The organism is Pseudoduganella sp. R-34 (assembly GCF_049904655.1).
In the GTDB taxonomy this organism is placed as follows: domain Bacteria; phylum Pseudomonadota; class Gammaproteobacteria; order Burkholderiales; family Burkholderiaceae_D; genus Rugamonas.
Window position 1 is genome coordinate 5557434 of record NZ_CP184572.1, and the last position, 17682, is coordinate 5575115.

Annotated in this window: 23 protein-coding genes and 1 other RNA gene; 13 read left to right on the forward strand and 11 right to left on the reverse strand. The window is 63.3% G+C overall.

Features of this window, described 5'->3' with window-relative positions:
- From ACN9MW_RS25540 to ACN9MW_RS25560, 5 genes are all read left to right on the forward strand, one after another.
- On the forward strand, nucleotides 1–633 hold the full coding sequence (locus ACN9MW_RS25540) for a DUF4124 domain-containing protein (protein WP_426164071.1): 633 nt from the start codon (nucleotides 1–3) through the stop codon (nucleotides 631–633).
- 16 nt (nucleotides 634–649) lie between these two features.
- A complete protein-coding gene (locus tag ACN9MW_RS25545; protein ID WP_426164074.1) occupies nucleotides 650–1072 on the forward strand; it encodes a DNA polymerase III subunit chi in 423 nt (140 codons plus the stop codon).
- A 3-nt stretch (nucleotides 1073–1075) separates the two neighbouring features.
- A complete protein-coding gene (locus ACN9MW_RS25550) occupies nucleotides 1076–1441 on the forward strand; it encodes a hypothetical protein (protein ID WP_426164076.1) in 366 nt (121 codons plus the stop codon).
- 71 nt (nucleotides 1442–1512) lie between these two features.
- Nucleotides 1513–2655 carry a branched-chain amino acid ABC transporter substrate-binding protein gene (locus tag ACN9MW_RS25555; protein WP_426164078.1) on the forward strand — a complete coding sequence of 381 codons (1143 nt, stop codon included), beginning with the start codon at nucleotides 1513–1515 and terminating at the stop codon, nucleotides 2653–2655.
- Nucleotides 2656–2742: 87 nt separating this feature from the next.
- Complete coding sequence (locus ACN9MW_RS25560; protein WP_426164081.1) at nucleotides 2743–3870, forward strand: branched-chain amino acid ABC transporter substrate-binding protein; 1128 nt, start codon at nucleotides 2743–2745, stop codon at nucleotides 3868–3870.
- A gap of 58 nt (nucleotides 3871–3928) precedes the next feature.
- On the opposite strand, the gene ACN9MW_RS25565 is transcribed toward ACN9MW_RS25560, so the two are convergent.
- A complete protein-coding gene (locus ACN9MW_RS25565) occupies nucleotides 3929–4240 on the reverse strand; it encodes a c-type cytochrome (protein ID WP_426164083.1) in 312 nt (103 codons plus the stop codon).
- A 110-nt stretch (nucleotides 4241–4350) separates the two neighbouring features.
- Here ACN9MW_RS25565 and ACN9MW_RS25570 point away from each other — a divergent pair, with 110 nt between their 5' ends.
- Complete coding sequence (locus tag ACN9MW_RS25570; protein ID WP_426164085.1) at nucleotides 4351–4584, forward strand: TIGR04438 family Trp-rich protein; 234 nt, start codon at nucleotides 4351–4353, stop codon at nucleotides 4582–4584.
- Here ACN9MW_RS25570 and ACN9MW_RS25575 read toward each other — a convergent pair.
- Entirely contained in the window at nucleotides 4547–5347 is an 801-nt protein-coding gene (locus ACN9MW_RS25575; RefSeq protein WP_426164087.1) for an MBL fold metallo-hydrolase, read from the reverse strand. The two genes, ACN9MW_RS25570 and ACN9MW_RS25575, sit on opposite strands and share 38 nt — an antisense overlap.
- 70 nt (nucleotides 5348–5417) lie before the next feature.
- Between ACN9MW_RS25575 and ACN9MW_RS25580 the strand changes: the two genes are divergently transcribed.
- Entirely contained in the window at nucleotides 5418–6398 is a 981-nt protein-coding gene (locus ACN9MW_RS25580) for a GlxA family transcriptional regulator (RefSeq protein ID WP_426164090.1), read from the forward strand.
- Here the strand turns inward: ACN9MW_RS25580 and ilvD are convergent.
- Nucleotides 6376–8241, reverse strand: a complete 1866-nt coding sequence (gene ilvD, locus ACN9MW_RS25585) for a dihydroxy-acid dehydratase (protein ID WP_426164092.1) — start codon at nucleotides 8239–8241, stop codon at nucleotides 6376–6378. The genes ACN9MW_RS25580 and ilvD overlap by 23 nt on opposite strands.
- 90 nt (nucleotides 8242–8331) lie before the next feature.
- Here ilvD and ACN9MW_RS25590 point away from each other — a divergent pair, with 90 nt between their 5' ends.
- Together ACN9MW_RS25590 and lgt are read left to right on the forward strand one after the other, a co-directional pair.
- Nucleotides 8332–9228, forward strand: coding sequence for a LysR family transcriptional regulator (locus tag ACN9MW_RS25590; protein ID WP_426164095.1), 897 nt, complete (start codon nucleotides 8332–8334; stop codon nucleotides 9226–9228).
- Nucleotides 9229–10050, forward strand: coding sequence for a prolipoprotein diacylglyceryl transferase (gene lgt, locus ACN9MW_RS25595; RefSeq protein WP_426164097.1), 822 nt, complete (start codon nucleotides 9229–9231; stop codon nucleotides 10048–10050).
- Here the strand turns inward: lgt and ACN9MW_RS25600 are convergent.
- The 8 genes from ACN9MW_RS25600 to ACN9MW_RS25635 all read right to left on the reverse strand — a co-directional run bounded on the left by ACN9MW_RS25600 (nucleotide 10015) and on the right by ACN9MW_RS25635 (nucleotide 13457).
- Nucleotides 10015–10554 carry a chromate transporter gene (locus ACN9MW_RS25600; protein WP_426164100.1) on the reverse strand — a complete coding sequence of 180 codons (540 nt, stop codon included), beginning with the start codon at nucleotides 10552–10554 and terminating at the stop codon, nucleotides 10015–10017. The genes lgt and ACN9MW_RS25600 overlap by 36 nt on opposite strands.
- Entirely contained in the window at nucleotides 10551–11117 is a 567-nt protein-coding gene (locus ACN9MW_RS25605) for a chromate transporter (RefSeq protein WP_426164102.1), read from the reverse strand. The genes ACN9MW_RS25600 and ACN9MW_RS25605 overlap by 4 nt, the downstream gene beginning before the upstream one ends.
- Nucleotides 11118–11174: 57 nt before the next feature.
- Nucleotides 11175–11978 carry a sulfite exporter TauE/SafE family protein gene (locus ACN9MW_RS25610; RefSeq protein WP_426164104.1) on the reverse strand — a complete coding sequence of 268 codons (804 nt, stop codon included), beginning with the start codon at nucleotides 11976–11978 and terminating at the stop codon, nucleotides 11175–11177.
- Complete coding sequence (locus tag ACN9MW_RS25615) at nucleotides 11978–12442, reverse strand: EVE domain-containing protein (protein ID WP_426164106.1); 465 nt, start codon at nucleotides 12440–12442, stop codon at nucleotides 11978–11980. The genes ACN9MW_RS25610 and ACN9MW_RS25615 overlap by 1 nt, the downstream gene beginning before the upstream one ends.
- A gap of 65 nt (nucleotides 12443–12507) precedes the next feature.
- Nucleotides 12508–12688, reverse strand: a non-coding RNA gene (gene ssrS, locus ACN9MW_RS25620) — 6S RNA.
- A 57-nt stretch (nucleotides 12689–12745) separates the two neighbouring features.
- The gene (locus ACN9MW_RS25625) at nucleotides 12746–13048 is read right to left on the reverse strand and encodes a cell division protein ZapA (protein WP_057260583.1); all 303 of its coding nucleotides are present in this window, start codon (nucleotides 13046–13048) and stop codon (nucleotides 12746–12748) included.
- Nucleotides 13045–13266 (reverse strand): hypothetical protein, encoded by a 222-nt coding sequence (locus tag ACN9MW_RS25630; protein WP_426164108.1) that lies wholly within the window; start codon nucleotides 13264–13266, stop codon nucleotides 13045–13047. Before ACN9MW_RS25630 ends, ACN9MW_RS25625 begins: the two co-directional genes overlap by 4 nt.
- A 65-nt stretch (nucleotides 13267–13331) precedes the next feature.
- A complete protein-coding gene (locus ACN9MW_RS25635) occupies nucleotides 13332–13457 on the reverse strand; it encodes a hypothetical protein (RefSeq protein WP_426164111.1) in 126 nt (41 codons plus the stop codon).
- A 133-nt stretch (nucleotides 13458–13590) separates the two neighbouring features.
- Between ACN9MW_RS25635 and ACN9MW_RS25640 the strand changes: the two genes are divergently transcribed.
- From ACN9MW_RS25640 to ACN9MW_RS25655, 4 genes are all read left to right on the forward strand, one after another.
- Entirely contained in the window at nucleotides 13591–14271 is a 681-nt protein-coding gene (locus tag ACN9MW_RS25640) for a response regulator transcription factor (RefSeq protein ID WP_426164113.1), read from the forward strand.
- Nucleotides 14268–15662 carry a sensor histidine kinase gene (locus tag ACN9MW_RS25645; RefSeq protein WP_426164115.1) on the forward strand — a complete coding sequence of 465 codons (1395 nt, stop codon included), beginning with the start codon at nucleotides 14268–14270 and terminating at the stop codon, nucleotides 15660–15662. Before ACN9MW_RS25640 ends, ACN9MW_RS25645 begins: the two co-directional genes overlap by 4 nt.
- Nucleotides 15663–15861: 199 nt before the next feature.
- Nucleotides 15862–16602 carry an N-acyl amino acid synthase FeeM domain-containing protein gene (locus ACN9MW_RS25650; RefSeq protein WP_426164118.1) on the forward strand — a complete coding sequence of 247 codons (741 nt, stop codon included), beginning with the start codon at nucleotides 15862–15864 and terminating at the stop codon, nucleotides 16600–16602.
- 5 nt (nucleotides 16603–16607) lie between these two features.
- Nucleotides 16608–17501, forward strand: a complete 894-nt coding sequence (locus tag ACN9MW_RS25655; protein ID WP_426164120.1) for a ThiF family adenylyltransferase — start codon at nucleotides 16608–16610, stop codon at nucleotides 17499–17501.
- Nucleotides 17502–17682: the final 181 nt, after the last annotated feature.

Consider the following 17682-nt stretch of genomic DNA (forward strand, 5'->3'; position numbering starts at 1 on the left):
ATGAAACGCGCTGCCCTGCTTTTGCTGCTGCTGACTGCCAGCGCGGCGCACGCCCAGATGTACAAGTGGAAGGACGAGAAAGGCGTCACCCACTTTACGGAGACGCCGCCGCCAGCCACCGCCAAGAAGGCGGAAGTAAAGAACTACAACACCGCCGGCGCCGGCGGCGCCGAGTTGCCCGCCGAACTGGCGGAGGCCGTGCGTGCCCGTCCGGTAGTGCTGTACACCACCCCCAACTGCGGCGCCGGCTGCAATATGGCCCGCACCCTGCTGGCCAACCGCGGCATTCCGTACCGCGAAAAGACGGTCTCCACCAACGACGACTTCGATGCCATGAAAAAGGCCGGCAGCGAAGGCCAGGTGCCGTTCCTGCTGGTCGGGCGCACGCGCCAGATCGGCTTCGAGCAAGGTGCCTGGGATAGCGCGCTGACCCAGGCCGGCTACCCGACCGAGAAGATGCTGCCGCCGGGTTATTCGAACCCGCCGCCTGCGCCCGCCGCGCCGCCGCGCGCTCCGAGCGCCGAGGAAGTCGCCGCCAGCAAGGCGGAGGCCGACCGCGCAGCAGCCGCCGCGGAGAAGGCTCGCCGCGAACGCGAAACGCCTCAAAACGCGCCGCCGAACTTCCGCTTCTGAGACGCATCAAGAACCAATGACGCAGATCGATTTCCACAGCGGCGTGCCGGACAAGGTTGCCTATGCCTGCCGCCTGCTGCGCAAAGCCTACGCCAGCACGCCGCGCATCGTCGTGATGACCGAAGACGCAGCGCAACTGGCGCAGCTGGACAAGGCCCTGTGGACCTTCTCCGCCATCGACTTCCTGCCGCACGCCCACGCCAACGATCCGCTGGCGCCCGATTCCGCCATTGTGCTGGCCGACAGCGACACGACAGAACTGCCGGAAGCCGGCCTGCTGGTCAACCTGGCGCGCCGCGCTCCGGCGCAGTTCGAGGCGTTTCCGCGTTTGATCGAAGTCATCTCCTCCGACGAGGAAGATGCAGCGGCGGGCCGCCTGCGCTATGCTGCCTACAAACGCCAGGATTTCCCGCTCAAACACCTCACTGTAGGCAAGTAGTTAATGAACCAGCCTTTTGACGCCAGCATCCCGGTCCTGACCGAAATCATGAACGACGAGCCGCCGCCGGCGTCCGCCGTTGCTGCGGCGCCGGCCGACGATTCGCAACCCGAGTTGGACGATGCCGTGGACTGGGAAGCGCTGCAGCGCCGCGTCTCCGAGCAGGTGCTGCAGCAGTTGTCGAACCGCGTCGATTTCGTGCTGGAGCAACGCATCAAGGACAGCATGGCCGAAGTCCTGGAACATGCCTTGCATGCCCTGACGGCGGAAATCCGCGACGGCCTGCACGACACCATCGGCAAGATCGTCACCCGCGCCGTGCAGCAGGAAATCACGCACCTGCAGGCTAGTTCCACCCGCCAGAAATAATTCCCTCTTTGCCATTCGGGGATTTTGTTGTATTTTCTCTGGCAAATCCGACTTTTTGACTGGAGCCCCCGATGCAGTTCAAGAACAAGTTCATCCCTGTCGCCCTTGCCCTGGCATTTGCCGGCAGCGCCTACGCACAGGACACTATCAAGATTGGCCACGTCGCCCCGGTATCGGGCCCTAACTCGCACCTGGGCAAGGACATGGAAAACGGCGCCCGCATGGCCGTTGAAGACTTGACCGCCAAGGGCGTCAAGATCGGCGGCAAGCCAGTCAAGTTCGTGGTGCAGTTCGAAGACGATGCGGGCGACCCGAAACAGGGCACCACCGCCGCGCAAAAGCTGGTGGACGCCAAGGTCCAGGGCGTGATCGGCCACCTGAACTCCGGCACCACCATCCCGGCCTCCAAGATCTACTACGACGCCGGCATCCCGCAGATTTCGCCGGCCGCCACCTCGCCGGTGTACACCAAGCAGAAGTTCAACACCGCATTCCGCGTAGTTGCCAACGACAACAAGCTGGGCGGCACCCTCGGCGCCTATGCGGTGAAGAACCTGGGCGCCAAGAAGATCGCCGTGATCGACGACCGCACCGCTTACGGCCAGGGCGTGGCCGACGAATTCGTCAAAGGCGCCAAGAAAGCCCTGCCGGGTGTGCAAGTGGTCGGCAAGGAATTCACCAACGCCAATGCCACCGACTTCAACGCCATCCTGACCAACATCAAGTCCAAGAATCCGGACCTGGTGTTCTTCGGCGGCATGGACTCGGTCGGCGGCCCGCTGCTGCGCCAGATGAAGGCGCTGGGCATCAATGCCAAATTCATGGGCGGCGACGGCGTCTGTACCGATGCGCTGTACCGCCTGTCCGCCGGCGCTGCCGCCGATGGCGTAGTCACCTGCGCCGAAGCCGGCGGCGTGACTGCCGACATGCAGAAGAACATGGACGACTTCCGTGCCCGCTACAAGAAGAAGTACGGCCAGGAAGTGCAACTGTACGCGCCGTATGTCTACGACGCCATCATGACCATGGCCGACGCCATGGAAAAAGCCAATTCGTCCGAGCCGGCCAAATACCTGCCGGCGCTGGCCAAGATCAAGCACCAGGGCGTGACCGGCCTGATCGAGTTCGACCCGTTCGGCGACATCAAGGATGGTGCGTTGACCCTGTTCACTTACAAGGGCGGCATCAAGACCAAGATGGAAGTGGTCAAGTAACCAACGCAGTACGCGAGAATTATCGGGGGGGAGCCCGTGGGCCGCCAGCCAGCATGGCGGCCCGTTTTCGTTTCAGGAGAAAGTGCAATGCAAACCAAAACCATCATCGCAGCCATCGCCTTGGCCTTTGCTGGCGCCGCGAGCGCCCAGGAAGTGGTCAAGATCGGCTACGTCGGGCCGCTGTCCGGCCAGTCCGCCCACCTGGGCAAGGACAACCAGAGCGGCGTGCGCATGGCGGTGGAAGACTTGAACGCCAAGGGATTCAAGGTCAACGGCAAGGCGGTCAAGTTCGAGATGGTGTCGGAAGACGATGCCGGCGACCCCAAACAGGGGACTTCGGCAGCGCAGAAGCTGGTCGACGCCAAAGTACAGGGCGTGATCGGGCACCAGAATTCAGGCACCACCATTCCGGCATCCAAGATCTACTACGACGCCGGCATCCCGCAGATTTCGGCTTCGTCCACCAGCCCGGTGTACACCAACCAGGGCTTCAACACCACCTTCCGCGTGGTGGCGAACGACTTCAAGCTGGGCAGCTCGCTGGGCAAGTACGCCACGCAGAAACTGGGCGCCAAGCGCATCGCCGTGATCGACGATCGCACCGCCTACGGCCAGGGCGTGGCAGCCGAATTCCTGAAGGAAGCCAAGAAAGGCGCCGGCGTGCAGATCGTGGACAAGCAGTTCACCACCGACAAGTCGACCGATTTCAACGCCATCCTGACCTCGATCCGGTCCAGGAACCCGGACCTGGTGTTCTTCGGCGGCATGGACTCGGTGGGCGGCCCGCTGCTGCGCCAGATGAAGGCGCTCGGCATCAAGGCCAAGCTGATGGGCGGCGACGGCATCTGCACCGAAGCGCTGCCGAAACTGTCGGGCGGCGCCGACGACGTGGTGGTGTGCGCGGAAGCCGGCGGCGTGACGCCGGAGCAGGAGAAAAAACTGGACGAATTTGCCGGCCGCTTCAAGAAACGCTACGGCTACGACGTGCAGATCTACGCCCCGTACGCCTACGATGCAACGATGGCAATTGCCCACGCCATGGCCGATGCCAAGTCGACCGACCCGGCCAAGTACCTGCCCTTCCTGAAGAAGGTCAGGCATGACGGCATCAGCGGCACCATCGCCTTCGACGCCAAGGGGGATATCAAGGATGGCGCGCTGACGCTGTTCGGCTACAAGGCCGACAAGAAAACGCGCATCGAAGTAATCAAATAAAAAAAGGGGACGTACCCCTTCTTCTTTGAAAAATGGGGTACGTCCCCATTTTTTTACGTCATTTCTGGGACAGGACCCATTTCACCAGGGTCTTGGCTTCCGCCTCGCTTACCTGCGGGTTGGCTGGCATCGGGACTGCGCCCCAGACGCCGGAACCGCCCTTCATGACTTTCGCAACCAGCTTGGCTTCAGCATCTTTCTGGCCGGCGTACTTGGCTGCGACATCCTTGTAAGCCGGGCCAACCAGCTTGGTGGCCACTGCGTGGCAAGCCATGCAGTTCTTGGCCTTGGCCAGGTCAGCGTTTGCAAAAGCAGCCTGCGACGAGAAAGCCGCGGTAACCAGGAAACCAACCAACAGTGAACGTTTCATTTTCATCTCCAGGAAAAAAACTGACACAATTCTACTCCACAACGCGCACTGCGTATTATGGGTTGACCGTTAGCCGGATATTGCTATGATGGAATACTAAGGAGTTTTCCATGCCCATTATCTTATTGATTATCGCCCTCGTGGCACTGAAGTACTTTGAAGTCTGGAAGTTCGCCGACCTGTCGTGGTGGTGGATCGGCGGCATCATGGCCATTGCCTTTGTCTTTTTCGAAGTGATCGAGCCGATGCTGGGCCTCGACAAGCGCAAGGCCCACAACGTCGACGAGCAGCGCCGCAAGGATCGCGTCAAGAAGGCGTTCGACGACCTGAAGAAGCGTAAGTAAGGGTTTCGCCATCCGCGGGCACGACGACGCGGCCGGCCAGGCCTGCACGCAGCGCCTGTTCCTGTAGCGCTGCCCGCTGAACCGGGCAGTGGCTCAAGGCTTCAAGATGGTTCGCCACCACGAGGCCCTTCGTGACGCGGGCGAACTGCAGCACCTCTTCGATTCCCATGATGATTTCGTGGCCCAGGTCGAACCTGGCGCCGCCTGCCGGTACGACGCTGACGTCGGGCTGGTGCAGCGCCAGGAAATCCAGCACTTCCTGCGTCAGGATGGTGTCGCCCGACAGGTACAGGCTCGGCTCACCGGGCATCTCGATGAAGTAGCCCACGCCGTGTTCCATCATCAGGCTGACCAGGCCTTTGCCGTGGCGGCAGTTCACGGTCCTGATACGCCCTTCAAGGAAGGGCTGGGGTTCGTGATGGCCCGGCGCCAGCGGCTGCACGTTCAGGCCGCGCTGGAGCAGGTGTCCCTCATCATGCGGCGTGCAGATGACGGGGATCTGCTTGCCGCGTAGCCAGGCTTTGGCGGCGCGGTCCAGGTGGTCGAAGTGGCCTTTCTGGCAGTGCGTGATCAGGCAGTGCGTGACCGTTTCCAGCATGCCTTCCGTCAGCGGCGGCAGCTCGACGACCGGATTGCGCAGCCTTTCCCCCAGCAGCTTGAGCGGCGGCAGCGCGCCCTTTGGCGCCAGCATGGGGTCCACGAGTATTTTGTATGGGCCAAACTCGATAATGGCCGTCGCGTTGCGAAGTTGAGTGATCTTCATGCCGAAATTGTGCGCCCGGGCGGCTCGCCCTACAATGGCAGGATCCGACACAATCCATCCATTTCCCGCCATGCGCATCGGCCTCCTGCTCTACCCGAATTGCCTGCCTGCCGGCTTGTTTGCCGCGATGGACTTGCTGCACGCCGCCAACCTGCGGGCCGGCAAGCCGCTGTTTGAACCGGTCTTTGTCGCCGCCCGCGCCGGCAAGGTCGAATGCGCACACGCCCAGCACCTGCACGCCGCGATAGCGCTGGAAGAAGCGGCAGTCGATGCTTTGCTGGTGCCAGGCTTCTGGGGCCAGTCCCTGGGCCAGGCCGCGCGCACCCTGGACGCCAGCGCAGGCCTCGTCGCCGCGCTTGCCGCGCTGCCGCGTCGCGTGCAGCTCTGGGCCTACTGCACCGGCGTATGCCTCGCCGCCGCAACGGGCCGGCTGGACAGGCAAACGGCAACCCTCACCTGGTGGCTCGCCGATTACGCCACAACAAGCTTCCCCAAGGTGCGCTGGCAATTCGAGCGCACGCTGGCAGTTAACGAGCGTACCGCCACCGCATCGGGCGTCAACGGCCATCTGCCCATCATTCAGTCACTGATTGAGGCCAAGCTAGGCAAGGAAGCCTATCGTGAACTGGCAAGGTTGATGGTGTTGCCGCGGCCGGAGGAAAGGACCCACCACACCTTTCACATGCTCGACCTGATCGAGCAACAGGACGCCATGCTGCGCACGCTGCACCTGGCCGTCGAGCGACTGCCGGCCAGCGAAGCCACCGTGGCGCGTGTAGCGGCCGAGATGCATACGACGGAAAGAACGCTCGCCCGCAAAGTGCTGGCAGCGAGCGACATGCCGGCTGCTGCCTACATCCGCCGCATCAAGTTGCGGCAAGTAAGCGAGCGCCTGATTTACACCAAGGCATCCGCCAGCACGATCAGCATCGAGCTAGGCTTCAGCAGCGACTCAGGCATGCGGCGCATGTTCAAAGACCTCACCGCCCTCACCCCGACCCAGTACCGAACTAGCTTCAGCAGACTTTTTATTTGCGAGCGAGCTGGCTGAGATCGCGCACGGCGCCGCGGTCGGCGGAGGTGGTCAGCGCGGCGTAGGCTTGCAGGGCTTGCGAGACGTAGCGCTCGCGATCCACCGGTTTCCAGGCGTCGGCGCCGCGGGCTTCCATTGCGGCGCGGCGCTGTGCCAGCGTCTCCGGCGTCACGCGCAGGTTGATGGTGCGCGCCGGGATGTCGATGTCGATCATGTCGCCCTCTTCCACCAGGCCGATCGCGCCGCCTTCGGCCGCTTCCGGCGAGGCATGGCCGATCACCAGACCGGACGAGCCGCCGGAGAAGCGGCCGTCGGTGAACAGCGCGCATGCCTTGCCCAGGCCTTTCGACTTGATGTACGAGGTCGGGTACAGCATTTCCTGCATGCCCGGGCCGCCTTTGGGGCCTTCGTAGCGGATGATGACCACGTCGCCTTCATGCACGGTGTCGCCCAGGATGCCTTCCACCGCAGCGTCCTGGCTTTCGAACACGCGTGCCTTGCCGCTGAATTTCAGGATCGATTCATCCACGCCGGCGGTCTTCACGATGCAGCCCTTTTCGGCGATGTTTCCGTACAGGACCGCCAGGCCGCCGTCCTTCGAGTAAGCGTGCTCCAGGTCGCGGATGCAGCCGCTGCTGCGGTCCAGGTCCGAGGAGGCATAGCGTTCGGATTGCGAGAACGCCACCTGGGTCGGGACCCCGCCCGGTGCGGCGCGGAACAGCTGGTGCACGGCAGCGTCGTCGCTGCGCTTGATGTCATATTTTTCGATGGCGTCGCCCATGGTCGGGCTGTGCACGGTGTGCTGAGTGGTGTCCAGCAGGCCGGCGCGCGCAAGTTCGCCGAGGATGGAGATGATGCCGCCGGCGCGATGCACGTCTTCGATGTGGAACTTGTCGGTCATCGGCGCAACCTTGCACAGGCATGGCACCTTGCGCGAGATGCGGTCGATGTCGGCCATGGTGAACGGCACGCCCGCTTCGTGCGCGGCTGCCAGCAGGTGCAGCACGGTGTTGGTGGAACCGCCCATGGAGACGTCCAGCGCCATCGCGTTCTCGAACGCCTCCTTGGTGGCGATGGAGCGCGGCAGCACGCTGTAGTCATCCTGTTCGTAGTGGCGCTTGGTGATTTCCACGATCAGGCGGCCGGCGCGCAGGAACAGTTCCCTGCGGTCGCTGTGGGTAGCGACGATGGTGCCGTTGCCGGGCAGGGACAGGCCCAGCGCCTCGGTCAGGCAGTTCATCGAGTTGGCGGTGAACATGCCGGAGCAGGAACCGCAGGTCGGGCAGGCCGAGCGCTCGATTTCCGCTACGTCGGCATCGGACACGCTGCGGTCGCCGGCCTTGATCATGGCGTCGACCAGGTCCAGCTTGATGATCTTTTCGCCGCCGTTGACGGCCTTGATCACCTTGCCCGCCTCCATCGGGCCGCCGGAGACGAAGACTGCAGGGATGTTCAGGCGCATGGCGGCCATCAGCATGCCCGGGGTGATCTTGTCGCAGTTCGAGATGCACACCATGGCGTCGGCGCAGTGGGCGTTGACCATGTATTCGACGGAGTCGGCGATCAGGTCGCGCGAGGGCAGCGAGTACAGCATGCCGCCGTGGCCCATGGCGATGCCGTCGTCAACGGCGATGGTGTTGAATTCCTTGGCTACGCCTCCCGCTGCTTCGATCTCGCGTGCAACCAGCTGGCCCAGGTCTTTCAGGTGCACGTGGCCCGGTACGAATTGGGTGAAGGAATTGACCACGGCGATGATCGGTTTGTTGAAATCGCCATCTTTCATGCCGGTGGCACGCCACAGGGCGCGCGCGCCTGCCATATTGCGGCCTTGGGTGGTGGTGTAGGAACGGTATTGCGGCATGGTGGGGTCTCCTCAGTAAGAGTCTAAGATTGCCTTGCCCCTGTCAAGTTGTCAAATATATGATAATCGCTGCTGTGATATGCTTTGCGAATGAATATCGAACTTCGCCAGCTGCGCTATTTCGCCACGGTCGCCGAGGAGCTGCATTTCGGCCGCGCCGCGCGCCGGCTCCACATGACGCAACCGCCGCTGTCGCAGACCATCATGGCGCTGGAGGAGATGCTGGGCGCACCGCTGTTCGAGCGCAACCGGCGCGGCGTGGCGCTGACCGCGGCCGGCGAAGCCCTGCTGCCTGAGGCGCGCCGCATGCTCGAACAGTCTGCCGCCCTGCCGGCGCTGGTGCAGCGCGCGGCCAGCGGCGCCAGCGGGCGCCTGTCGCTGGCTTTCGTGTCGTCCGCCGACTACAGCGTGCTGCCGCCGACATTGCAGGCCTACCGTGCTGAATTCCCGCTGGTGGAGATCACGCTGAAGGAGGCCACCTCCGACCTGCAACTGGACGATCTGCTGGAAGGCCGCGTCGATGCAGGCCTGCTGATCCCGCCCCTGCCCGACCGTGCGCGCCAGGAACTCGACTACCTGCCCGTCCTGAGCGAACCGCTGGTGCTGGCCGCACCTGCGGGACTGCCTGCACTGGCGCGGGCGCGTACCGCCGACTTGCGCAGGCTGGCAGGCCTGCCCCTGATCATTTTCCCGCGCCATATCTCGCCCGGCCTGTACGATGCCATCCTGTCCGTGTTCCGCGAGGCAGGCATTACCGCCGAGGCGGGGCAGGAAGCGATCCAGATGCAGACCATCGTCAGCCTGGTATCGGCTGGCATGGGTATCGCACTTGTGCCACAATCCGTGTCGAATTTGCGCCGGCCAGGCGTGGAATACCTGCCCCTGGTCCAGAGCACGCCGCTGGTGGAAACCGGCCTGGCCTGGCGGCGCGACAATGCCTCGCCCGTGCTGCGCGGCTTTTTGGAATTGATGAGAAAGAGAATCTGAATGCCCTTAATGCATCCAATGCCCGATCCGGTCGCCGTCCACCTGGGTCCTGTGGCGATCCACTGGTATGGCCTGATGTACGTGCTGGCCTTTGCCATGTTTATCGCCTTGGGCCGCGTGCGCATCAAGCAGCCGCACATTGCCGCGCAAGGCTGGACCAAGGAAGACCTGGACGACATGCTGTTCTACGGAATGCTGGGCGTCATTGTTGGCGGCCGCCTGGGCGAAGTGTTCTTCTACCAGCCGGAAATGCTGCTGACGCCGCTGCGCATCTTCAAAGTGTGGGAAGGCGGCATGAGCTTCCACGGCGGCTTCCTCGGCGTATTGATCGGCATGGCGCTGTGGGGGCGCAAACGCAAGCGCAACCTGCTGGACGTGTATGATTTCATCGCGCCGCTGGTGCCGCTCGGTTATGCCGCCGGCCGCATGGGCAATTTCATCAACGCCGAACTGCCGGGGCGCATTGTCAGCGATCCGAACCTGCCATGGGCGATGATCTACCCGAACGCAGGCCCGATGCCGCGCCACCCCTCGGCGATCTACCAGATGCTGGTCGACGGCATCCTGGTGTTTTGCATCCTGTGGCCGTTCGCGCGCAAGGCCCGCCCTCGCCTGGCGGTCGGTGCGCTGTACGTGCTGCTGTATGGCTGCGCGCGTTTCTTCACCGAGTGGTTCCGCACGCCGGACTGGGAAATCACCGTGGCCGGCCTGCCGATCACTTCCGGCCAGATGCTGTCGCTGCCGATGATCATCGGCGCCATCATCATGCTGGTATGGGCCTACCGCTCAAACCAGCCCGATCGCGCCGGCCAGCGCGCCTAAGGCAATCAGCCACAAGGGATTCAGCTTGGTCGCATAGGCCGCCGCCGCGGCGGCCAGCGCCAGCACGATGCCGCGCCATCCGGCGCCGGCCACGCTCAGGAAAGTCCAGGCGGCGCCGGCCAGCATGCCGGCCGCCAGCGGCGCCAGCGCATCGCGCAGCGCGCCGGCCCAGCGCCCCTCCCCGCCGCCGTGGCGGTTGATCACCGTCCCCAGCGCCAGCACCAGGCAAGACGATGGCACGATTGCCGCCAGGGTAACCACGACGGCGCCCAGCCAGCCCTTGATCATCCAGCCGATCAGCGTGACGAACAGCAGGTTCGGGCCGGGCGCTGCTTGCGCCAGGGCGTACATGGCGGCGAACTGTTCATCGGTCAGCCAATGGTTCTGCACGGAGACGTAATGGTGCACGTCCGGCGCGACCAGCACCACGCCGCCGCCGATTGCCGTCAGCGACAGCACGGCAAGGTGCCATGCCAGCCCGCCCAGTTTGACGTCATCGCTCATGGTTTCCTCCAGACGAAGGCAAACAGCAGGAAGCCGATCGGCACCAGCGTGGCAACCACCGTGATGAGTCCGACCTTGGCTACCCCCAGGCCGATGAAAGCCGCCACCAGCAGCGCGACCTGTACCGCACGGCGGGCCGGCAGCGCAGAGCCGCGCAACATGCCGACCGCCAGCTTGAGCGCAGTCGCGAGGATCAGCCCGGACGCCGCTGCCGCCATGCCGCGCATGGCGTTGATGAACAGCGGATGGTGCGCCAGCTCCTGGTAGGCCGCGCCTAGCGCGATCACGATGAAGAATGGGCCAAGCAGGAGACCGGCCAGCGCGGAAAAGCCGCCTGCCACGCCGGCGTAGCGCTGGCCGACCATGACGGACAGGTTGCAGATCGTGGGCCCGGGCAGCAGCTGCGCGATGCTGAGGAGCTGGCCAAATTCAGCGGCGGTCAGCCACTGCGTGCGTTCAACCAGGTGGCGGTAGGCAAAGGGCAGCACGCCGCCAAAGCCCTGCATCGCCATGTGTGAGAAGACCTTGAACAGCGCCCAGCATCCGATCCGTGCATCCTGCATCGCAACCTCCAATCAGCCGGCACGTCCGGCTGCCGCCGGGGCGCCGCCACGCATGCGCTACGCGAACGCGTGATAGGACATATATCCCGCCAGTGCAAACAGCACCACGGCAAACACCCGCTTGAGCGCCGCCACATCCATCTTGTGCGCCATGCGCGCGCCGAGCGGCGCCATGGTCACGCTGGCAGCCACGATCACGGCCAGCGCCGGCAAATAGACAAAGCCCAGCGAATACTGCGGCAGGCCCGGCTCGGACCAGCCAAAGTAAATATTCGACAAGGTGCCCGACAGCGCGATCGGGAAGCCCAGCGCCGCGCTGGTCGCCACCGCCTGGTGAATACGCACGTTACACCAGGCCATGAACGGCACCGAGATAAAACCTCCGCCCGCACCGACCAGCCCCGCTAGCGTGCCGATCACTCCACCGGCAGCGAACATGCCCGCTGTGCCAGGCAAATCGCGCCCGGCGGAAGGCTTCCGGTTGCGCAGCATCTGCAGCGCTGAAAACGCGACGAATAGCGCAAACAGCAGCGACAACGCCGAAGTATTCATTTGCTTGCCGATCCAGGGCCCGATCCACGAACCGAGCACGATGCCCGGCGCCAGCAACGCCACGATGCGCCACTGCACGGCGCCATGCCGGTGGTGCGCGCGCACCGATGACAAGGAAGTAAACATGATCGTCGCCAGCGAAGTCGCAATCGCCATATGCACCACCAGCCCGGGCGCAAAGCCCTTGGCCGTGAAGATCATGGTGATGAAGGGCACCAGCACCATGCCGCCGCCAATCCCCAGCAAGCCCGCCGCGTATCCGCCGCCCGCCCCCATCAGGAGCAGGACGCCGACCAGACTCCAATCCATCAATCGCCCTTCAGCAGCGCCATCACATGCTTCCACTGGGCCGGCGTGACCGGCGTGATCGACAGGCGGCTGCCCTTTTGCAGCACCACCATGTCTTCGAGCTGCGGCAGCGTACGCATTTCCGCCAGGGACAGCAGGCGCGTCTTGCGCACGCCCTTCACGTCGACGGAAATCCAGCGCGGCTGCTCCTGCGTCGCCTTCGCATCGTAATAATGGCTCTTGGGATCGAACTGGGTCGCGTCGGGATAAGGCCCGCTGGCCACTTCCGCGATGCCGGCAATACCGGGCTCGGGACAGGAGGAATGGTAGAACAGGACACCGTCGCCAACTTTCATCGCATCGCGCATGAAATTGCGGGCCTGGTAATTGCGCACGCCGAACCACGGCACCGTCTTGCCCTTGGCAGACATCACATCATCGATGCTCACTTCGTCGGGCTCAGACTTCATCAACCAGTATTGCATGGCTCTCCTCTGGGCGTAAAAAAACGGTTGCGCACCCTTGGGTGCTGGCAACCGCTTTTATGGAATGAGGCCCCGCCTGTGCCGTTATGCCGGCATCCCGAACCTTACGGTTCAAGGTGGTTGCAGTTAGTTCAACTTCGGGTTCATCAGACTAGTGACGCTCACGCCCGTCGAACAAATTTCCGCAACCGATGCGTGTAAATGGTTCAAGGAATATATGGCAAATCTCGAACACCGCAGGGTGACACGAAGTTTACTCCTCAAACGTTTTGCGGGAAAGGCCTTTAAGACAATTTTTGGGAATTAGAAGAGATTCTCTTGCGGGGTCAGCGCGTTGTCGAGCACCTTGTGCATGGCGCCCAGCTTCTCCTGCACTTCCAGCATCGACGGGCCGCCGTTGGCAGTTTTCGATGCCAGGAATTCCGCCGCCATGCCCAGCGCCGCCATCACGGCGATGCGGTCATTGCCCTTGACTTTGCCGGCGTCGCGGATGGCACTCATCTTTTTGTCGAGCAGGTTGGCCGCTTCGCGCAGCGCGCGTTCTTCATCGGCCTTGCATGCCAGCTTGTAGGGCTGGCCCATGATGGTCACGTCGACATGGATCATTGCGCATCCTCAGGAGTGTCTGCTTCGGCAGCGGGGATTTTGTCCAGCAGCGCCATCACGCGGGCATGCGCTTCGCCCAGGCGGCGTTGGTATTCAAGATTATCGGCTACCAGGGCTGCATTTGCCTGGCGCAACTGAGCGTTCTCACGGCGCAAGGTGTGCGCGAGTTCCGCCAGGCGGTCGATTTTATCGGAAAGTTCTTGGAAGTCTGCGATCATCCCGAAACTATATGGCCGTACGGTTGCACGGTCAACTTGGTGTTAAACATTCTTACGATTGTAGCTCATTTGAAAGGATGGCCCGCAATCTTGCGCGCCGCCGCTGCGATGTCGATGCACACGTCCTTGAATGCGCCGCCGATGTCGGCCAGGTCATTGCCTAGCTCCCTGAACCAGATGCCAAGGCTCATGATCCGTCTCCCGTGATTGAACCCCGCCATTACACCAAACGAAAATGACAGCTGGCCCACGCTTTGATTACAAAGCTGTAATCGAGCGCCGTTCGCATTGACGGCGCTTTGGCATTTCCTGACAATGCTGGGCATGAAAGCCCTACTGGTAGAAGACGAACAGCGGATCGCGAGCTTTGTATGCAGCGGATTGCGCGAACAAGGCATCCTGGTGGACCATTGCGAAGATGGGAACCAGGGCTATGACTACGCGCTGTCACGCCAGTACGACATCATCCTGCTCGACATCATGGTGCCGGGCCGCGACGGCCTGGCGATCCTGAAAGCCCTGCGCCGCGACGGCCGCGATACGCCGGTGATCCTGCTCACCGCGCGCAATGAACTGGACGACCGGCTGGAAGGCCTGAACCTGGGCGCCGACGATTACCTGGCCAAGCCGTTCTATGTGGAAGAACTGATTGCCCGCATCCACGCCCTGCTGCGCCGCGTGAGTGGCGAGCGGCAGAACGTGCTGACCGCCGGCCCGCTCAAGCTGGACCGCCTGTCGCGCGTGGCGGAACTCGATGGCCGCGAAGTAGAACTGACCAGCCGCGAATTCAACCTGATGGAATACCTGATGCGCGCCCCGGGCCGGGTGTATACCCGCACCCAGATCCTCGAGCATGTTTGGGGCTACGATTTCGACCCGCAAACCAATATGGTCGACGTCTGCATCCAGCGCCTGCGCAAGAAGCTGGCCTTGCCCGAACACGTAGCCATCGAAGCAGTGCGCGGCGTCGGCTACCGCCTGCGCAAGCCCGACGGCGAAGCATGACGCCGTCGCACCGCCCCTTCATCCGTTCGTACCGGCTGCGGGTGGCGCTGACGACCGGCGGCCTGGTCACGGCGGTGGTGGCCGTGCTGTTTGTCGCCGCCGCCCTGACCTTGCTAAACCGGCGCGCAGCCATCATCGACCGCGTCATGCTGGCCCAACTGGCCGGGCCGGGCTTCGGCGCTTCGCCGGTCCCGCTCTGGAATGCCATCGACGCCCACCTGAACGCCAGCTTCAGCGGCTTTGCGCCGGAAGGAGACGACGAGAAATTCGCCATCCTGCGCGCGGCGGACGATGCGCGCGGCGTGATTTACCAAAGCCCCAACTGGCCCGCTTCGCTGCTGGTGCCGGAAGCGAACGACAGGCAGCTGCGCACTTACTACGGCGGCGGCAGCCAATGGCGCATCGGCCAGGTCCGGCGCGGCAGCGTGCTGGTGCAGATGGGCGTCAACACCACCCTGTCGGAAGCGCAGCTGGCCGTGTCGATCAAGCGCTTCGGCGCATTCGTGGTCGTGCTGTGCCTGATCGTATGCGGCGTGGCCTGGTACCTGGCCGGGCGCGCCATGCGTCCGATCGAGCACCTGAGCAGCGTGATGGAGCGCATTCGCGCCAGCGATTTGCGCCAGCGCGTGGCGGCCGACGAGGAGGTGCAGGAGTTCGAGCGCCTGGTCACGGTGTTCAACGACATGCTGGACCGGCTCGAGCGCAGCTTCCTGCAGTCGGCCCGCTTCTCCGGCGACGCCGCGCACGAACTGCGCACGCCGGTCTCGATCCTGCAGGGCGAGCTGGAACGGGCCTTCGAACGCGCCGCCGCCTATCCGGAACTGGAACAGTCGCTGGCCGACATGCTGGACGAAGTGCGCCGTCTCGACAACGTGGTGCGCAAGCTGCTGATGCTGTCGCGCGCGGACGCCGGCCAGCTCCAGATACCGATGCAGGCGCTCGACCTGGTGCCGGTCCTGCGCGAACTGGCCGACGACCTGGACCTGATGGCGCCCGAGCGCCCGCTGCGGCTTGACATGCCGCCGCGCATGCAGGCGCAAGGCGATGCGGACCTGCTGCGCCAGGTACTGCAAAACCTGGTCAGCAATGCCGTCAAATACGGCGTGCCGCAAGGCTGGATCGCCATCACCGGCCGCCGCACCGCCAGCGGCTGGCAGATCGACGTGGCCAACGCCTCCGCCGGCATCGCCTTCGAGCAGCGCGACCGCCTGTTCGACCGCTTCTACCGCGCCGGCCATGCCTACAACCGCCGCGTGGCCGGCGTGGGACTGGGCCTGGCCCTGGCGCGCGAGATCGCCCGCGCCCACGGCGGCGAACTGCGCCTGTCCGACTGCACCTCCAGCGAGGTGACGTTCAGCCTGTCCCTGCCTGCAAGCGCAAGCGACAACTGACTAGCATTTCAGGCATATCAAGCTCCCAAGAAATATAGCCGTCCGGAAATGCCAAACACCCTTCGTTCATAGAGGGGACGTGCCGGCACGCCCTTCCCGCGCACGCTTGCATGAGCTCCCGTTGCGACAGCAAGCTGAACTTGTCATTATTTATTTACGAAAAGACCACAAATTCTGACAAGTTTTGCTGGGAGGGACTATGCAGTACAAGCAGGTCGAACGGGTCGACGCTGCGCTGGACGCAACACGCACCGACGACCCCTTTCGCGATGACCGCTTGCTGGCGGAAATGCAGGACATCGTCACCGGGGAGAACACCTTCGGCATCAGATTAGTCGACACGCCCGAAGGGCGTAGCAAGGCTAGCATGCTGATCCACAAGATGTACGCCTGGCGTGGCCTGGAGGGCACCCATGCACTGACCGATGACCCGAACCGCGTCACGCTCATGGCGCACAACCGCGACGAAGCAGTCGGCACGCTGACCCTGGGGCTGGACAGCCCATCCGGCATCCTGGCCGACCAGCTGTTCCGCGCCGAGATCGACGCCTTCCGGGCGCGCGGCAAACGTGTCTGCGAATTCATCAAGCTGGCCTTCGACATGGGGCCAAAATCGAAGAGCTACCTGGCAGCGCTGATCCACCTGGCCGTCATGTATGCCTACGACATCCACCGCTACGACGTGCTGTTCATCGAAGTCACGCCGCGCCATCGCCAGTTCTACCAGCGCATGCTCGGCTTTCGCCAGCTTGGCGAAGAGGTCGTCAATCCGCGCGTCAACGTGCGCGGGGTGCTGATGCACATCGAACTGTCGTACATGAAGGAGCAGATCCGCCTCCATGGCGGACAGCCCGATTCCGAGGAACGTTCCTTCTATCCCCTGTTCTTCTCGCAGCATGAAGAAGCGGGAATCATCAACCGCCTGCGGGAACAGGAATAATCGCCATGGCCGAATCCAACACCGAACGCCGCTTCGATTACGAGCAAGCCTTCTCGCGCAATATCGGCTGGGTCACCGAAGCGGAGCAGCAGGCACTGCGCAACAAATGCGTGGCGATCGCCGGCGTCGGCGGCGTGGGCGGCGTGCATTTGCTGGCCTTGGCGCGCATGGGCGTGGGCGCCTTCCACCTGGCCGACTTCGACACCTTCGACATCCCCAACTTCAACCGCCAGGCCGGCGCCTTCATGTCGACGCTGGGCCAGCCCAAGGTGGAGGTGATGGCGCGCATGGCGCGCGACATCAACCCCGAAGTCAAGATCCGCACCTTTCCGCAGGGCGTCAACCAGGGCAACCTGCGCGATTTCCTGCAGGGGGCGGACGTGTATGTCGACGGGCTCGACTTCTTCGCCTTCGAGGCGCGCAAGCAGACCTATGCCATGTGCGAGGCGCTGGGCGTGCCGGCCACTTGCGCGGCGCCGTTGGGCATGAGCGTGGCGGGCCTGAACTTCGTGCCGGGCGGGACGACCTTCGAAGAGTACTTCGGCTGGGGCGACCTGCCGGAGCTGGACATGGCAATCCGCTTCCTGGTCGGCCTGGCGCCGGCCGCCCTGCACCGCAGCTACCTGGTGCCGGGCGGTATCAACCTGGCGGAGCGGCGCGGCGCCTCGACCTCGATGGCTTGCCAGCTTTGCTCGGGCGTGGCCGCCACCCAGGCCATCAAGATGATGCTCAAGCGCGGCAAGATCCTGGCCGCACCGCATGGCTTCCAGTACGACGCCTATCGCGACAAATTCGTCTACACCTGGCGACCGGGCGGCAATAGCCATCCCCTGAACTGGCTAGCAATTCAGTTAGCCAAGCGCAAATTCTCGGCAATGCTTGCCGCGCAGTCGAAATAAATGCAGTTTAATTTTAAATTAATACTCACGCCGAGCGCGGCATAAAAAGTCACACAAAATATCAAAACATGCGAATGCTCACCAAATATATCATCCAAGTCATTGAATTTGCTACTTAATCTTGAGAAGCTACATGTCGGAATATTTTACAGAGCAGGCCGCGCAGCGCAAACAACATGGT

Bases quoted from the DNA above. Each gene is read 5' to 3' on its own strand.
- ACN9MW_RS25540 (WP_426164071.1), top strand. From the start codon at position 1: ATGAAACGCGCTGCCCTGCTTTTGCTGCTGCTGACTGCCAGCGCGGCG.
- ACN9MW_RS25545 (WP_426164074.1), top strand. From the start codon at position 650: ATGACGCAGATCGATTTCCACAGCGGCGTGCCGGACAAGGTTGCCTAT.
- ACN9MW_RS25550 (WP_426164076.1), top strand. From the start codon at position 1,076: ATGAACCAGCCTTTTGACGCCAGCATCCCGGTCCTGACCGAAATCATG.
- ACN9MW_RS25555 (WP_426164078.1), top strand. From the start codon at position 1,513: ATGCAGTTCAAGAACAAGTTCATCCCTGTCGCCCTTGCCCTGGCATTT.
- ACN9MW_RS25560 (WP_426164081.1), top strand. From the start codon at position 2,743: ATGCAAACCAAAACCATCATCGCAGCCATCGCCTTGGCCTTTGCTGGC.
- ACN9MW_RS25565 (WP_426164083.1), bottom strand. From the start codon at position 4,240: ATGAAACGTTCACTGTTGGTTGGTTTCCTGGTTACCGCGGCTTTCTCG.
- ACN9MW_RS25570 (WP_426164085.1), top strand. From the start codon at position 4,351: ATGCCCATTATCTTATTGATTATCGCCCTCGTGGCACTGAAGTACTTT.
- ACN9MW_RS25575 (WP_426164087.1), bottom strand. From the start codon at position 5,347: ATGAAGATCACTCAACTTCGCAACGCGACGGCCATTATCGAGTTTGGC.
- ACN9MW_RS25580 (WP_426164090.1), top strand. From the start codon at position 5,418: ATGCGCATCGGCCTCCTGCTCTACCCGAATTGCCTGCCTGCCGGCTTG.
- ilvD (WP_426164092.1), bottom strand. From the start codon at position 8,241: ATGCCGCAATACCGTTCCTACACCACCACCCAAGGCCGCAATATGGCA.
- ACN9MW_RS25590 (WP_426164095.1), top strand. From the start codon at position 8,332: ATGAATATCGAACTTCGCCAGCTGCGCTATTTCGCCACGGTCGCCGAG.
- lgt (WP_426164097.1), top strand. From the start codon at position 9,229: ATGCCCTTAATGCATCCAATGCCCGATCCGGTCGCCGTCCACCTGGGT.
- ACN9MW_RS25600 (WP_426164100.1), bottom strand. From the start codon at position 10,554: ATGAGCGATGACGTCAAACTGGGCGGGCTGGCATGGCACCTTGCCGTG.
- ACN9MW_RS25605 (WP_426164102.1), bottom strand. From the start codon at position 11,117: ATGCAGGATGCACGGATCGGATGCTGGGCGCTGTTCAAGGTCTTCTCA.
- ACN9MW_RS25610 (WP_426164104.1), bottom strand. From the start codon at position 11,978: ATGGATTGGAGTCTGGTCGGCGTCCTGCTCCTGATGGGGGCGGGCGGC.
- ACN9MW_RS25615 (WP_426164106.1), bottom strand. From the start codon at position 12,442: ATGCAATACTGGTTGATGAAGTCTGAGCCCGACGAAGTGAGCATCGAT.
- ACN9MW_RS25625 (WP_057260583.1), bottom strand. From the start codon at position 13,048: ATGATCCATGTCGACGTGACCATCATGGGCCAGCCCTACAAGCTGGCA.
- ACN9MW_RS25630 (WP_426164108.1), bottom strand. From the start codon at position 13,266: ATGATCGCAGACTTCCAAGAACTTTCCGATAAAATCGACCGCCTGGCG.
- ACN9MW_RS25635 (WP_426164111.1), bottom strand. From the start codon at position 13,457: ATGAGCCTTGGCATCTGGTTCAGGGAGCTAGGCAATGACCTGGCCGAC.
- ACN9MW_RS25640 (WP_426164113.1), top strand. From the start codon at position 13,591: ATGAAAGCCCTACTGGTAGAAGACGAACAGCGGATCGCGAGCTTTGTA.
- ACN9MW_RS25645 (WP_426164115.1), top strand. From the start codon at position 14,268: ATGACGCCGTCGCACCGCCCCTTCATCCGTTCGTACCGGCTGCGGGTG.
- ACN9MW_RS25650 (WP_426164118.1), top strand. From the start codon at position 15,862: ATGCAGTACAAGCAGGTCGAACGGGTCGACGCTGCGCTGGACGCAACA.
- ACN9MW_RS25655 (WP_426164120.1), top strand. From the start codon at position 16,608: ATGGCCGAATCCAACACCGAACGCCGCTTCGATTACGAGCAAGCCTTC.